Source organism: Pseudomonas sp. RSB 5.4, assembly GCF_037126175.1.
GTDB lineage: Bacteria > Pseudomonadota > Gammaproteobacteria > Pseudomonadales > Pseudomonadaceae > Aquipseudomonas > Aquipseudomonas fluorescens_H.
Genome location: NZ_CP146986.1, coordinates 5,532,391 through 5,547,623 on the forward strand (window position 1 = coordinate 5,532,391; position 15,233 = coordinate 5,547,623).

The following is a 15,233-nucleotide window of genomic DNA, read 5'->3' on the forward strand; positions in this document are numbered from 1 at the left end:
GTCATGAAGTTAGCCATTGTCACGGCCTGCCCGAACGGCATGGTCACCAGTGTGCTGTGCGCCCGTCTGCTCGATGCGGCGGCCCAGCGTCAGGGCTGGAGCACCAGCGTTGAAGTGGTCGATGCGGCGCACCCCGAGCGCGAATTGTCGGCCGCCACTATTGCGGCGGCGGAGTGGGTGTTGCTGGTGGTCACCGGTGACATCGACATGCGCCGTTTTGTCGGCAAGCGTGTGTTCCGCATCGCCCCGGCGCAAGCGCTGCAGGATGTCGAAGCGGTGCTGCGTCGCGGTGCTGAAGAGGCCGAGGTTTACGTCGCCAGCGAAGCCGTCCCGGTTGCCGCTGCGCAACGTGCGCCGCGCATCGTCGCCATCACCGCGTGCCCGACCGGCGTCGCCCACACCTTCATGGCTGCCGAGGCGTTGCAGCAGACGGCCAAGCGTCTGGGCTATGAACTGCACGTCGAAACCCAGGGTTCGGTCGGCGCGAAAACCCCGCTCAGCGCGACGGCGATTGCCGAGGCTGACGTGGTGTTGCTGGCGGCGGACATCGAAGTCGCCACCGAGCGTTTTGCCGGCAAGAAAATCTACCGCTGCGGCACCGGGATTGCTTTGAAGCAGTCCGAAGCGACCCTGAAAAAAGCCCTCGCCGAAGCTCAGGTGGAGAGCGCCGCGAGTGACGGCAACGCGCCGGCCAAGCAAGAGAAAACCGGGGTCTACAAACACCTGCTGACGGGCGTGTCGTTCATGCTGCCGATGGTGGTGGCCGGTGGTCTGATGATCGCGCTGTCGTTCGTCTTCGGCATCACCGCGTTCAAGGAAGAGGGCACGCTGGCGGCGGCGCTGATGCAGATCGGCGGTGAGACCGCGTTCAAGCTGATGGTGCCGCTGCTTGCCGGTTACATCGCCTACTCGATCGCCGACCGCCCGGGCCTGGCGCCGGGGATGATTGGTGGCTTGCTCGCCAGTACGCTTGGGGCGGGGTTCATCGGCGGGATCGTCGCCGGTTTCATCGCCGGTTATGCGGCCAAGGCCATCAGTCGCTATGTCGCCTTGCCGCAAAGTCTTGAAGCGCTGAAACCGATCCTGATCATCCCGTTGTTCGCCAGCCTGTTCACCGGGCTGGTGATGATCTACGTGGTCGGTAAACCGGTTGCCGGCATGCTTGCGGCGCTGACGCATTTTCTCGACAGCATGGGCACGACCAACGCGATTCTGCTCGGGGTGTTGCTCGGCGGCATGATGTGCGTCGACCTCGGTGGGCCGATCAACAAAGCCGCGTATGCGTTCTCGGTCGGGCTGCTGGCTTCGCAGAGTTACGCGCCGATGGCCGCGACCATGGCCGCCGGCATGGTGCCGCCAATCGGACTGGGCATCGCCACCTTCATTGCCCGCCGCAAGTTCGCCCAGACCGAGCGCGAGGCCGGTAAAGCGGCGCTGGTGCTGGGGCTGTGCTTCATCTCCGAAGGGGCGATTCCGTTTGCCGCGAAAGACCCGCTGCGAGTGATTCCGGCGAGCATCGCCGGTGGTGCGTTGACTGGCGCGTTGTCGATGTACTTCGGCTGCAAACTGATGGCGCCGCACGGTGGCTTGTTTGTGCTGGCGATCCCGAATGCGATCAATCATGCGTTGCTGTATCTGCTGGCGATTGTCGCGGGGAGTTTGTTGACGGCGGTGGTTTACGCGGCGGTCAAACGCGCGGAAGCCACGGAACTGGCGGTCGACCCCGTCAACGCCTGACACCGCAACAACCTGTGGGAGCGGGCTTGCTCGCGAAGGCGTCGTGTCAGTCGATATTTCTTTAACTGACACACCGCTTTCGCGAGCAAGCCCGCTCCCACAGGGGATGTGTTGTCATGCCGGATTCATCATTGCGTGCTTAAGTTTTCCTTTTTTCAGGGAGAACAGCATGAGCGATTTCAACCTCGGGCGCCGTCGGGTCATGCAAGTGGTCGGCGCCGGGCTGCTGATGCCCGGGCTGGCGCCGGCAGTGATCGCGTCGGTCAAGGATCGGCCACAACTCACCGACGGCGTGCAGTCCGGCGACCTGCAGGGCGACCGCGCGATGATCTGGAGCCGCAGCGACCGCCCGGCGCGGATGGTGGTCGAGTGGGACACCCGCAGCCAGTTTCGCCACCCACGCCGTGTAGTCTCGGCCCTGGCCGATGCGCGCAGCGACTTCACCGCCCGGGTCGAACTCACCGGGCTGCCCGCCGATCAGGCGATTTTCTATCGCGTGTATTTCAAGGACGCACAAACCGGCGTCGCCAGCGAGCCGTGGCTCGGCCACCTGCGCAGCGCACCGACGGCGCGGCGCAATATTCGTTTTGTCTGGAGCGGTGACACCGTCGGCCAAGGCTTCGGCATCAACCCGGACATCGGCGGCATGCGCATCTACGAATCCATGCGTCTGCGCTTGCCGGACTTCTTTATCCACAGCGGCGACACCATCTACGCCGACGGCCCGGTGCCGGCGCAATTGACCACTGAAGGCGGGCGGATCTGGCGCAATCTCACCACCGAAGCCAAGAGCAAAGTCGCGCAGACCCTCGACGATTATCGCGGCAACTATCGCTACAACCTGATGGACGAAAACATCCGCCGCTTCAACGCCGAAGTCCCGCAGATCTGGCAGTGGGACGACCACGAAGTGGTCAATAACTGGTCGCCGGGCAAGCAGCTCGACGAGCGCTATCAGGAAAAAGATATCCACACCCTGGTCGGCCGTGCGCGCAAGGCCTGGCTGGAATATTCGCCGATGCGATTGCAGGCGGCCGATGGCGGCGGACGGATCTATCGCAAGCTCAGCTACGGGCCGATGCTCGACGTGTTCGTGCTCGACATGCGCAGTTATCGCGGGGCCAACGACGACAACCTCGGCGCGGCCAAACCTTTCCTCGGGCGCGAACAACTGGACTGGCTCAAGCGTGGGCTGGAGCACTCCAAGGCGCAGTGGAAGGTGATCGCCGCCGACATGCCGATCGGCCTCGGTGTGCCCGACGGTGAAGTCAGCCCCGGCGTGGCACGCTGGGAGGCGGTGGCCAACGGCGATCCCGGCCCGGCGCAAGGACGTGAGTTGGAAGTCGCTGAGTTGCTGGGTTTCCTGCGCGCGCAACAGGTACGCAATTTCGTGTTTCTGACCGCGGACGTGCATTACTGCGCGGCGCATCACTACCATCCGGAGCGCGCGGCGTTTCAGGATTTCGAACCGTTCTGGGAGTTTGTCGCCGGGCCGCTGAATGCCGGGAGCTTCGGGCCTAATCCGCTGGACAAGACCTTCGGCCCGGAAGTGGTGTTCCAGAAGGCTCCGCCGACGCAGAACGCTTCACCATTTGCCGGGTTTCAGTTCTTTGGCGAGGTGAATATCGAAGGGCAGAGCGGGGAGATGAGTGTGGTGTTGCGGGATTTGAATGGGGTGGCGGTGTTTGAGCAGAAGTTGCAGCCCGTCTAGACGCTGCGGAACCTGTGGGAGCGGGCTTGCTCGCGAAGACGGTGTGTCAGCGAAGTTGATATCGACTGGCACGGTGCCTTCGCGAGCAAGCCCGCTCCCCCAGGGGAATGATGGGTGTCAGTACACGTCGCGGCGGTAACGGCCCTGTTCGATCAGGCGTTCGACTTCGGCTGCCCCCAACACGTCGTTGAGCACTTGATCGACGCCAGAGGCCATACCCTGCAGGCTGCCGCAGATGTAGATCACCGCACCGTCAGCCAGCCATTTTTTCAGCTCGTCAGCGGATTCGCGCAGGCGATCCTGGACGTAAATCTTTTGCGCCTGATCCCGCGAAAACGCCAGGTCCAGGCGCGCCAGATCGCCATTGATCAACCACTCTTCCAGCTCCGCCCGGCAGAGGAAATCATGCTCGCGATTGCGCTCGCCAAACAGCAGCCAGTGGCGCTGCTGACCGTCGGCGATGCGTGCCTTGAGCAGGCTGCGCAACCCGGCGAGGCCGGTGCCGTTGCCCAGCAGAATCATCGGCAGCGGTTCATTCGGCAGATGGAACCCGCTGTTGCGCCGCACGCGCAGGCTGATGGCGCCGCCTACCGGGGCGTGTTCGGTCAGCCAGCCGGAAGCGATGCCGAGGCTGCCATCGGCGTGTTGTTCCTGACGCACGATCAGTTCCAGCACGCCGTCGGCGGCAATCGAGGCGATCGAGTATTCGCGCATCGCCAGCGGCACCATCGCATCCACCAGCGCTTGCGCATGCAGGCCGACCAGATGCGCACGATGTTCCGGCAACTGGCGGCTGGCGAGGGCGACTTCCAGCGGTTCTTCGAGGCCGTTGATCTTCACGGTGGTTTCGCCACGAATGCCGAGGCCGTCGAGGAAGTGCTCGATCGCCCACGCACAGTTGCGCGGCAGCACTTCCACCAGATCGCCGGCCAGCCAGCTGCTGGTGCTCGGCGCCTTCAGGCCCAACAGGTACACCGGCGAACCGCTGCTGTCCGGGTTCATCAGTTCGCGGCGCAGCAGTGTCCAGTTGTCGTAGCTCGGCGCTTGCCAGGTGTCGACCGGCGCTTGTCCGGTGATCAGGCCGAGTTGAGTCTGCCAGTGACGCAGGGCGTACGGATCGCCGTTGTCGACTTCGACCGGGGCGAACAGGGTCTTGCCGCCGTGTTCGCCGAGCCACTGATGCAGGCGTCGGGCGAAGCCGCAGAAGTGCGCGTACTGGCGGTCACCCAGGCCCAGCACCGCATAATTCAGGCCGTCGAGGGTCGTGGCTTCGCGCAGCACTTTGCGCTCGAAACCGCGCGCGCTGTCCGGTGCTTCGCCGTCGCCGAAGGTGCTGACCACGAACAGCGCGTGGTTCGATTCGCGCAGATCCTCTGCGCTGACATTCGCCAGCGGCTGCACCTTCACCGGCAACCCGGCGGCCTGCAATTGCCCGGCGGTCTGCCAGGCCAGTTGTTCGGCAAAACCACTTTGGCTGGCAAAACCGATCAGCCATCCAGGGGCATTACCGGTCGGTTGTTCAAGACCTTTGCGCGCGTCCTGAATCTGCTTTTTCTTGCGTCGGCGATCCAGATACAGCAGCCAGCCAGTGATGAAAAACAGCGGCATGCACACGGCGGCGAGGGTGATGATGATCCGTCCGACGAGGCCGAAATAGCTGCCGACGTGCAGCGCGTAAATGCTGGTCAACAGCTGCGCCTTGAAGCTCTTGTCGGCGTAGCGATCAACGCGTTTGACGATGCCGGTGGCCGGGTCGAGGGTGATCTGGTTCAGCGCGCGATCATGCGGCGAGCTGTCGAGCAGATAGAACACGGTCGCCGGTTGCCCGGCCACTGGCGGCATACGGATGTTGTAGGCCGACAGACCTGGACCGGCGGCGCTGTAGATGCTGCTCCACATCGCCGCGTAATCGGCAGTCGGTGCCGGACCTTCCGGCGCCGGGCCGCGACCACCGCGCACGCGCTCGTTTTGCGGCGCATCGGAAAGCAGTTTGGTCAGGCCCTTGTTGTACCACTCGTAGGACCACGACAACCCGGTCAAGGCCAGCAGCAGATACACCAGCAAACACCAGGTGCCTGCCACCGAGTGCAGATCCCAGTTGAAGCTGCGGCCCTTTTTCTTCCAGTCGAGGGTCAGCCACACGCGCCAGCTGTTCCACTGTCGCGGCCAGCGCAGGTACAGCCCGGACAGGCAGAAGAACAACAGGATCAGGGTGCAGGCGCCGGTGATGTTGCGTCCGGTATCGCCCATGGCGAGGAAACGGTGCAGCTGCAGCATCAGGCCGAAGAAGTCCTGGCCAACCGCGTCGCCCATGAACTCGCCGGTGTAGGGATCGAAGTAGCGCATCTCGCCACGACGTTCGCCTTTGGGCGGAGTGAAGTAGACGCGCGCGGCGTTGCCGCTGTCGGTCTCGACCCAGAGCATCGAGACTTTCTTGCCGGAAGTCGCTTCGATGTGTTCCACCAGGTCGACTGGAGGCAGGACGCCGGCGACTTGTTTTTCCACCTGCAACACCGACGGGTTCAGCGCCCGCAGGATTTCGTCCTGGAACGAATAGGCGGCACCGGTAATGCCCATCAGGGCCAGCACCAGCCCGGCAGTGATGCCGAAAAACCAGTGCAACTGGAACAGGGTTTTCTTCAACACGTCGCTCGCCTTGTCCGTTCGAAAAATTGTCATCACGGCGCGCATTATGCCGTGGGTTGTCGAGAAGCGTTCTTCTTTACGCACAAAGGCCCCGTTCAATGGAATGAACGGGGCCATGATCTTGCGGCGCCTACCTTTGCAGGAGTGAGCCTGCTCGCGATAGCGGTGGATCAGTCAATCCATTCGCTGGCAGGCACGACCTCATCGCGAGCAGGCTCACTCCTGCAGGTTCTCCCACATTTACAGCGTTGGTCAGAAGTGGAAGTTGGTGCTCAGCAATGCCGTACGGCCCGCCGCCTGGTTGGCGAAGTGGGTCGAGAACGCTTTGTCGTAGTAGACCTCGTTGGTCAGGTTCTGCACGTTGAGTTGCAGGTCGACGTTCTTGCTCAGCTTGTAGGCAGCCATCGCGTCGTAACGTACGTAGGAATCGACCATCGTGGTGTTGGCCACGCTGCCGTATACGTCGTCGACGTAGAACGCGCCGCCACCGAGGGTCAGCTTCGGCGTGATCTGGTAAGTGGTCCACAGGCTGGCGCTGTTTTTCGGCGTGTTTGGCAACTCGTTACCATCGTTGGCCTTGCCCATCGGGCCGCCGTCGACTTGTTCGCTGTCCATGAACGCGTAGCCGGCGAACACTTGCCACTTGTCTGTGATCTTGCCGCTGGCCGACAGCTCGATACCTTGCACACGGGTCTTGCCGGCGTTTTCGTACGAGGTGGTGTCGACTTGCACACGAGCGTTTTCTTTCTCGGTGCGGAAGATGTCAGCCGTCAGCGACAGGCGATCGTTCAACAGATCCCACTTGGTGCCGATTTCGTAGTTCTTGGTGGTTTCCGGCTCCATGTCGCTCTTGAGCAGGTTGCCATTGCGATCCGGGGTGCCGCCCAGCGGGTTGCCTTCCATACCCTCGCCCAACGTGTTGCCAGGTGGCGTCGCAGACGTGGCATAGGACGCGTAGATGCTACCGTTCGGAGCTGGCTTGTAGACCACGCCGAACTGACCGGTCACGAACTCGCTGGTGTCATCACCCTTGGAGGTGGTGGTGCCGGCGTTGGTGTAGGTTTTGTAGTCGGTGTAGAAGTGGTCGTAACGCAGTCCCATGTTCACCAGCCACTGTTCGGACAACTCCAGAGTGTCAAACGCGTACAGCGCATAGGTGTTGGCCTTGGTGTCGGTGCCGGCGTAGTTGCGCGAGATCGCGCCGTTCCACGGATCGCCCGGATTCGGGTTCGACAGCGAGGTGCAGTTGTAACCGCTCGAGGCGCCGATCATCGACGGGGTGCAGTTGGTGCTGGCGTTGCCCGGGCTGCGCGGTGTGGTGTCGGTGTTGACGTTGTACGAGGACTTCTGGGCTTCTTCGTAGGTGTACTCGACACCGGTGGAGAAGCTGTTCTTGAAACCGGCGATGTAGAAATTGCCGAACAGATCAGTCTGGTTGGTGGTGGTTTCGGTATTGCTGACGCGCGTGTTGGCACGGCGCCACACGGTGCCGTTGTTGACGTTGCCCTTGCTGTCGTCCGGCTGGGTCAGGATGTAATCCTGCATGCTGGTGCCGTGGCGCAGGGTGTTCTTGATGGTCAGCGAATCGCTCAGATCATGTTCGATGGCGAAGGTCGCGGTGTCGGTACGGCCCTTGCGGAAGTCGCGATCGTCCAGGCCATAGAAATTGCTGTGATCGCCACCGGCGTACGGTTTGTCCGGATTGGACTTGGTACGCGCCGCCGAGCCTGCAGCCGGAATGGTGTACGGAATGCCCGAATCCGGGGTGTCGTTGCTTTCGAGATGGTAGTAGTCGAGGTTGACGCGGGTGTCGGTGCCCAGGCCGAACGCCAGGGACGGGGCGATACCCCAGCGATCGTAATCGACGCTGTCGCGACCGGCGACGTTGCTCTCGTGGCTCATCAGGTTCAGACGGCCGGCAGCGGTGTCGCTGAACTGGTAGTTGCCATCCAGGGTGTAGCGCTGGGTCTGGTCGGAACCCCAGGTGAAGCCGCCGTCGAAGGAGTTGCCCAGGTGCGCTTTCTTGCTCACCAGGTTGATGCTGCCGCCAGCCGCGCCGCGACCGCCGATGGCGGAGTTCGGGCCCTTGCTGACTTCGATGTTTTCCACGGCGAAGATTTCGCGGCTCTGTGAACCGGTGTCGCGCACGCCGTCGAGATAGGTGTCGCCCTGAGCGTCGAAACCGCGAATGAACGGACGATCACCCTGCGGGTTGCCGCCTTCACCGGCACCGAAGGTGATGCCGGGTACGGTGCGCAGCGCGTCCTGCATGTTCAGCGCGCCGGTGTCCTTCAGCACTTGTTGCGGGATCACAGTGACCGAGCGCGGGGTGTCGACCAGCGGTGCGGTGTACTTGGGCGAGGAGGCTTTTTCGACCTGGTAGGACGTCGGGTCCTGCGCTTCACCGGTGATGGCGGTAGCGTCCAGAGCGATGGCATTGCCGGAGGCTTTGCTGTCGGTCTTTTCGGCGGCAAATACCATGTGCCCAGCGGAGCCGGCAGTAATGGCGACACCAATTGCCGAAGCGAGCAGACGTGGTGAACTGACCGGCAATTGTGCGTGTTGACGTGACATTTTTATTCCCCTCCCCAAGGATTTGAGGCGGCGGAATATAGGGTAAACAGGTATTCGTATCAATTGCGAAATATTGTTATTCGCGACGAATTTACATTCTTTACAATTTGGCCTTACGGTTTTTGCCGATTCATTCGTCACACGGGTTTTACACGGTCAATAAGAATCAATACCATTGGCACCCCTTTGCCATCAGGTACGTTCGTCATGCTGCTGCACATTCCCGGCCTGTTCGCCAAAGACGAAGTGCAGCGCATCCGCGAGGCGCTGGAGCAGGCTGACTGGGCCGATGGCAAGATCACCGCCGGTTATCAGTCGGCCAAGGCCAAGCACAATCTGCAACTGCCTGAAGGTCATCCACTGGCCAAGGAAATCGGTGCGGCGATGCTCGAACGGCTGTGGAAAAACCCACTGTTCATGTCTGCCGCGCTGCCGCACAAAGTATTTCCGCCGTTACTCAACTGCTACACGGCGGGCGGCAGTTTCGATTTTCACATCGACAACGCTGTACGCCAGCCCAAGGGCAGCATCGAACGGGTGCGCACCGATCTCTCGGCCACGCTGTTTTTCAGCGAGCCCGAGGACTACGACGGTGGCGAGCTGGAGATCCAGGACACCTTCGGCACCCAGCGGGTAAAACTGCCTGCCGGCGACATGGTGCTGTACCCCGGCACCAGCCTGCACAAGGTCAATGCCGTCACGCGCGGTACGCGTTATGCGTCGTTCTTCTGGACGCAAAGTCTGGTACGCGAAGACAGCCAGCGCGCCTTGCTGTTCGAGATGGACGGGGCGATCCAGCAGTTGACTCAAGACATGCCCGATCACCCGTCGCTGATCCGCCTCACCGGCACCTATCACAATCTGCTGCGGCGCTGGGTCGAGGTATGAGTTTTCAACTGCGGCGCGAGGAAGTACTCGACGGCGCGCAGCTCAACGCCATGCTTGAAGAAAGCCCGGCGCGTGCGGCGCAGGCGATTCTGCTCGCGGCGGGGCAGGGCATTGTCGAAGCGCAGGCGCTGCTCGGGCAGATCCTGCTCGATGGTCGCGGCATCGCTCAGGATGTGCCATTGGCGCTGCGCTGGTTCGGCATCGCAGCCGGGCAAGGGCATCTGATGGCGCGCAACATGCTCGGTCGCTGCCATGAGCATGGTTGGGGTTGTGTTGCCGATGCTGCGGTTGCCGCGCAGCATTACCGGATCGCCGCCGACGCGGGGCTGGATTGGGCGATGTATAACCTGGCCAATCTGCTGGGTACCGGGCGCGGAGTGACGTTGGATCATGCTCAGGCCCTGGTGCTGTATCAGCGCGCCGCTGAAGCCGGCCACGCCAAGTCGATGAACCTGCTGGGGCGTTATCTGGAAGAAGGGCTGGTCTGTCGCGCCGACCCGGCCGCCGCGCGCGACTGGTACCGACGTTCGGCCGAGGGCGGGGATTTTCGTGGGCAGTTCAGTTATGCCGCAGTGCTGGCTGATGCTGGATTGATCGAGGACGCGCTGGGCTGGTTGCGCAAGGCACTGGCTATAGGGAACGTGAATTTCCTGCGGGTGAGCATGGGTTCATTGTCGAGCGCCAGTCATCCGTCGATTCGCCAGATGGCCGATGCTTATCGGCAGCGGCTTGGGGAACTGCTCGTCGCTTGAGTCATTAAAAAGTCTTTTGGTTTGCCACAGGTTAGTTGGATTTGCTGGTTCTTGTATTTAATTTTAATAGTTAATAACTTGGCGGATTAGTTGTATCTGCCTACTGTTGGGTTCGATGTTGTTCAAGTGGCTGGAAGTTTCTTGTCGATATCGAAAATAAAATAACGGTTATTAATATCCACGGAAGACAAGGAGTCTTTGATGGAACTCAAATTAAATGACAAGGTGGTCGAGGCCGCCGCGAAAGCACCCCTGGCATTTGTAAATGCTTCGCTGGGTGTGGGTGAGGGGTATAACCGCGATACCGGTATACAACTGACCAAAGAGCAAATTATCAGTCTCAGGAAGTATGAGGCCCTCGGCCTCTCGCTGCCCGTCCGGTTGCAAGATGTTATTGCCTATCTGAACTATGGTGCGGGTGATCAAGGCGGCGTGGGCCTGAAAGCGGGAGATTTTCTGCGCACCTTCAGCATGACCTATGATCACGCCAAGCGCTGGTCGCCATTACGCGAAAAGATCATGTTGACCGGTAACGATCTGAGAATCTTTGCCGGCAGTATTATCCGCACGGGTAACGGCATTGTCGAAGTGTATGAGGATCTCAAGGCCTCAAGGTATCTCGAAGAGCACAACATCAATACGCCTGAGGAATATCTGAATCTGCAACGGCAGATTCCGGGTCTGCCTGATCTGGACCTGTCTTCGGAAGATGTGCTGGATATCAAGGGGTATCTCAATGACCTGTTGGCTAAAGTTGCGCTTTGTCATCAGGACGCCGAGCGCGTTCGGGCCCTGCTGGACAGTTTTGGCGCCGATATGCGTGAAAAGGTGCTGCCGGAAATTGCCTTGCGACTGCAGTTCGTCTCCAGGAACACTTACCAGAACGATATCAAGGCGCTGCAGGCTGTCATTGATCAGCGCGCAAAAGAAATTGATGAACTGAACAAACAATACGATCAACTGGTGCAGGAAGCGATCAGGTCGGCGGCCACCCTGAATATTGGCGGATTGATTCTTGGCATTTACCAAGGCGTCAAGGCCGAGAAAATCCGCTCTGAACGTAATCGCCTGAAGCAACTGCAGCAGGTCGATAACCAGAGTATGGCAAGCAAGAACCAGACGCTGAGTTCGTTGAACAAGGTTCGAGATGATTTGCAGAATTTGAGTTACGTGGCGATTGAAGCCGAGGTCGCGACTCAGAACCTCATGCTTGTATGGAATGCCCTCAGTGATTACGTCGAGGCTTCTGCCAAAGAAGTTGAAGGTATTTTTGAAGCGACTTCGTTACGCCGTTTCAAGAATCAATTACTGAGTATCGTCGATCCTTGGGAACAGATAAAAGTCAGCTCTGATCAGTTGCTGAAAGTATTTGAAGAAGCTGACAGAGAATATGAAAGAAGTGGGCTGGTTGTTCGGAGTGGGTCAATGATGTCTTTGCTATCAGAAAGTTCGGCTGTTCCTGTGTTCAACATGGCGCGCCTGCGTGAGCATAATGCTGGCGTGCAAGCGCTGAATACCACGGCTCAAATGCTCTTCGAGCAGTTCGATTACATGCCTGGAACTGTCGGGGCCATGAACAGTCTGGTGCTCGCCATCAACAAGGCCACCTACGATCTGCGGAGTCAGGCACAGGCCACTGGCATTTATCTGGAACGCGCCGAGAAAAAACTGCGCAGCTATCAGGCTGAGCTGGAGTATCCAGACGAGGCGGACGAAGTTCGCGAGGATATGGAGTTCGAGCTGAAGAATATCTTCAATAAGGTGGCGGTGCAGAACGAAGATCTGAAAGCCGTGCACAAGAGCATCAGCGCTCATTACGATCGCAGCGCTTCGGCCGAGTGGATCGTGACGCTCAAGGCCGAGCGTGTCACCACGATCGAGCTCAAGGCCAGATCTGACAAAAAACTCGCAGACCTGACGACCGAAATGAAGTCTGTTTCCGAGGGTATTGATCTGATCGCCAAGGCTGGCATCGAGAAAATTGGCGAACAAGCGCAGTTGTCTCTGGAAAACCTCAAGGCATTGGGACTGGCGCCACCTCAGGTGCAAGTTGCCCTGCTGGCTATCGAGACGCTGAAGAAACTGATTTCCGGCATTGGCGAGGCCATTTCCTTTCTGAATATGCTGGCAGCGTACAACCGGCTGAATGAACAGGCAGGTGATCTGCGCGCACAGATCAACAAATACAGCAAAGACCTCGCGCGCATTGAAGGCCGGATTGAGCTGGTCGAAACCCTGGATCAACTGGACGATGGCCGTGTGGCTTACGCTGGAGAGTTCTGCGTTCTGATCGATGACTTTACCCGCTTCGCCAGTGATTTCAGGCAGAACACTTCGCTTCCCGTTGAAACCCGGACGCAAGCAGCGATTGATCGAGTCGCCGAAGTCGTCAAGTATCTGCAGAGCATTCATCAATAACAGGGAGCTGGGAAGGTGGGCGACCGGCCTGCCTTTCCTGAAACAGCATGAATGCTATGGCTTATGAATTTTCAGCGATGCAACGGCGTGTACTGGACCGTTACGGGCAATTTCTCGGCACCTTGCCGACCACGTTCAATGCGATACCGCTGGTCTTCGAGCGCCGGAGAAAGGCAGGGCATCAATTGGCCGTTCTGGCCAAAGACTCGCGTCTGGAGAACGCCCGGTTCAATCAACGCTATCTGCAGGATTTCTGGGCGCGTACCGAAGCCTCCAGGCGTCTTGGCGCAGGGTATGTGGCGGATCTGCAAGTGTTTACTCGTGAAGCCCTGGATATCACAGGCAACACCTCCCGACACGAGCCTGTCAGCCAAGTGGACTTTCGGCAGTTCAGTCTTTCGCGGTCGACCAGCTGGCAGTTGTTTCCAGCAGAGGATGTGCCTGACCTGATACACGAACTGGCACTGCGTTTCTATGCGCTGCGCGCCGAGATAGGGCAGCTGAAATACACGGTCGTGGAAGTGTACGACGAGTCATTTGGCTTGAAGTCAGTGTTTCTCAGCGCCATGGATCACCGCTCCTGCCTGTGTCATACGACGCCAACCGTAGCCGAAGGGCTGTTTGGCGATCCATTGACGACGCCGGTCTGGGATCTGGCCTATGCATCGACTGATCCGTCCATCAGGGCGGCTGCATACAAGGCCGATATCGTGGCGTTATTCAACGGATTCGTATCGGTGAATACGCAGATGGGGCTATTCATCGAAGCGCTTTATCAGCGCCTCGATAGCATGTGCAATCAACTCTTGCAGGCGAAGGCTGCGGTGAAACTGAGTGAGTTGAATTTCAAACTCGCCGCATTGACCGAGAGCGCCAATGATTGCATGGCAATGCTCGATCATCTTGAGGCGTGGCTGCGCCCATAAAAAAAGGCCCATGATTGCTCATGGGCCTTTTTCACCATCGCGACGTATTACACGTAAAACGATTTCAGCGGCGGGAAGCCATTGAATTCGACGGCGCTGTAACTGGTGGTGTACGCACCGGTCGACAGCCAGTACAGACGATCACCGATGGCCAGGTTCAGCGGCAGACCGTACTTGTAGTTTTCGTACATGATGTCGGCGCTGTCGCAGGTCGGGCCGGCGATGACCACTTCTTCCATCTCGCCTTTCTTCTCGGTCCAGATCGGGAACTTGATCGCTTCATCCATGGTTTCGATCAGGCCGGAGAATTTGCCCACATCGGTATACACCCAGCGCTCGACAGCGGTGCGGGATTTACGCGCAACCAGTACCACTTCGCTGACCAGAATACCGGCGTTGGCAATCAGCGAACGGCCCGGTTCCAGAATGATTTCCGGCAGGTCATCGCCGAAGTCTTCTTTCAGGAAGCGGATGATTTCTTCGGCGTAGGTTTCCAGGCTGTTGGTGCGGGTGATGTAGTTGGCCGGGAAGCCACCGCCCATGTTGATCAGTTTCAGGTGAATGCCGTCTTCTTCTTTCAGGCGTTCGAAGATCACTTTGACCTTGGCGATCGCCGCGTCCCAGACACTGATGTCGCGCTGTTGCGAACCCACGTGGAACGAGATGCCGTACGGCACCAGGCCCAGGTCACGGGCGAGGATCAGCAGATCCATGGCCATGTCGGTCTGGCAGCCGAATTTGCGCGACAGCGGCCAGTCGGCGGTGGTCGAGCCTTCAGTGAGGATGCGCACATAGACTTTCGAGCCCGGTGCAGCCTTGGCGATGTTGCGCAGGTCGGCTTCGGAGTCGGTGGCGTACAGGCGCACGCCCTTCTCGAAGAAGTAGCGGATATCCTTGGATTTCTTGATGGTGTTGCCGTAGCTGATCTGATCCGGGCTGACGCCACGGCTCAGCACTTTGTCCAGCTCATAGATGGAGGCGATGTCGAAGCTCGAGCCTTTCTCTTTGAGCAGGTCGATGATCTCGACGGCCGGGTTGGCCTTGACCGCGTAGTAGACCTTGGCGAATTCGAAACCGGCGCGCAGGTCATCGTAGGCCTGGCTGATCATCGCGGTGTCGATCACCACGAACGGGGTTTCCTGTTTGTCGGCGAACGCCTTCATTTTCTGAAAGGTTTCGCGCGCGAAATAGTCTTCGACCTGGATCGACATGCTGGAGTGCTCCTATGGGCAAACGGGTAAAAACATGGGTGTAAATGAACGTCCTCCGTATCCCCACTTTGGTTCGCCTACTTCCCAAGGCATGTCGCCGAAAGCAAAAAGGCCACGGGCGTAACTGCCCTTGGCCTTGCTGTCTCGTCGTCAGTACTTGAGCCGGATGGATCGTTTCCAGCATGGACGTTCGGCGCGAACTTTAGGGCGTGAGGGGCCTGAGATCAACTAAAAATGTCGCGTTTTTGCACGCTTCTGACGTGCGTCGCGGATATCACTCTTTGTAGCCGACCGAGATGACGGGCAGATGTTCCCCAGGAATTTTCATGTGTTAAAAATACCTGCACGTTCGCCGCTTTTCTCGGCTAAC

9 protein-coding genes are annotated in these 15,233 nt (G+C 59.4%); 6 read left to right on the plus strand and 3 right to left on the minus strand.

What is annotated here, in order from left to right; all coding sequences use genetic code 11:
- Positions 1 to 3: 3 nt before the first annotated feature.
- A complete protein-coding gene (locus V9L13_RS24855) occupies positions 4 to 1,737 on the plus strand; it encodes a PTS fructose-like transporter subunit IIB (protein WP_338800802.1) in 1,734 nt (577 codons plus the stop codon).
- A gap of 169 nt (positions 1,738 to 1,906) precedes the next feature.
- Positions 1,907 to 3,448 carry an alkaline phosphatase D family protein gene (locus tag V9L13_RS24860; protein ID WP_338800803.1) on the plus strand — a complete coding sequence of 514 codons (1,542 nt, stop codon included), beginning with the start codon at positions 1,907 to 1,909 and terminating at the stop codon, positions 3,446 to 3,448.
- 117 nt (positions 3,449 to 3,565) lie between these two features.
- Here the strand turns inward: V9L13_RS24860 and V9L13_RS24865 are convergent, their stop codons facing one another.
- Both V9L13_RS24865 and V9L13_RS24870 read right to left on the minus strand, forming a co-directional pair.
- Positions 3,566 to 6,094 (minus strand): sulfite reductase flavoprotein subunit alpha, encoded by a 2,529-nt coding sequence (locus V9L13_RS24865; RefSeq protein WP_338802903.1) that lies wholly within the window; start codon positions 6,092 to 6,094, stop codon positions 3,566 to 3,568.
- A 252-nt stretch (positions 6,095 to 6,346) separates the two neighbouring features.
- Entirely contained in the window at positions 6,347 to 8,668 is a 2,322-nt protein-coding gene (locus V9L13_RS24870) for a TonB-dependent siderophore receptor (protein ID WP_338800804.1), read from the minus strand.
- Positions 8,669 to 8,875: 207 nt separating this feature from the next.
- Here V9L13_RS24870 and V9L13_RS24875 point away from each other — a divergent pair, with 207 nt between their 5' ends.
- From V9L13_RS24875 to V9L13_RS24890, 4 genes are all read left to right on the plus strand, one after another.
- A complete protein-coding gene (locus V9L13_RS24875; protein ID WP_003221582.1) occupies positions 8,876 to 9,556 on the plus strand; it encodes a Fe2+-dependent dioxygenase in 681 nt (226 codons plus the stop codon).
- Positions 9,553 to 10,308 (plus strand): tetratricopeptide repeat protein, encoded by a 756-nt coding sequence (locus tag V9L13_RS24880; RefSeq protein WP_338800805.1) that lies wholly within the window; start codon positions 9,553 to 9,555, stop codon positions 10,306 to 10,308. Before V9L13_RS24875 ends, V9L13_RS24880 begins: the two co-directional genes overlap by 4 nt.
- Before the next feature lie 201 nt (positions 10,309 to 10,509).
- Positions 10,510 to 12,726, plus strand: a complete 2,217-nt coding sequence (locus V9L13_RS24885) for an alpha-xenorhabdolysin family binary toxin subunit A (protein ID WP_338800806.1) — start codon at positions 10,510 to 10,512, stop codon at positions 12,724 to 12,726.
- Positions 12,727 to 12,773: 47 nt separating this feature from the next.
- The gene (locus tag V9L13_RS24890) at positions 12,774 to 13,652 is read left to right on the plus strand and encodes a hypothetical protein (RefSeq protein ID WP_338800807.1); all 879 of its coding nucleotides are present in this window, start codon (positions 12,774 to 12,776) and stop codon (positions 13,650 to 13,652) included.
- A 47-nt stretch (positions 13,653 to 13,699) separates the two neighbouring features.
- Here V9L13_RS24890 and V9L13_RS24895 read toward each other — a convergent pair whose 3' ends face one another.
- Complete coding sequence (locus V9L13_RS24895; protein WP_003221589.1) at positions 13,700 to 14,863, minus strand: type III PLP-dependent enzyme; 1,164 nt, start codon at positions 14,861 to 14,863, stop codon at positions 13,700 to 13,702.
- Positions 14,864 to 15,233: the final 370 nt, after the last annotated feature.

Bases quoted from the DNA above. Each gene is read 5' to 3' on its own strand.
- V9L13_RS24855 (WP_338800802.1), top strand. From the start codon at position 4: ATGAAGTTAGCCATTGTCACGGCCTGCCCGAACGGCATGGTCACCAGT.
- V9L13_RS24860 (WP_338800803.1), top strand. From the start codon at position 1,907: ATGAGCGATTTCAACCTCGGGCGCCGTCGGGTCATGCAAGTGGTCGGC.
- V9L13_RS24870 (WP_338800804.1), bottom strand. From the start codon at position 8,668: ATGTCACGTCAACACGCACAATTGCCGGTCAGTTCACCACGTCTGCTC.
- V9L13_RS24875 (WP_003221582.1), top strand. From the start codon at position 8,876: ATGCTGCTGCACATTCCCGGCCTGTTCGCCAAAGACGAAGTGCAGCGC.
- V9L13_RS24880 (WP_338800805.1), top strand. From the start codon at position 9,553: ATGAGTTTTCAACTGCGGCGCGAGGAAGTACTCGACGGCGCGCAGCTC.
- V9L13_RS24885 (WP_338800806.1), top strand. From the start codon at position 10,510: ATGGAACTCAAATTAAATGACAAGGTGGTCGAGGCCGCCGCGAAAGCA.
- V9L13_RS24890 (WP_338800807.1), top strand. From the start codon at position 12,774: ATGAATGCTATGGCTTATGAATTTTCAGCGATGCAACGGCGTGTACTG.
- V9L13_RS24895 (WP_003221589.1), bottom strand. From the start codon at position 14,863: ATGTCGATCCAGGTCGAAGACTATTTCGCGCGCGAAACCTTTCAGAAA.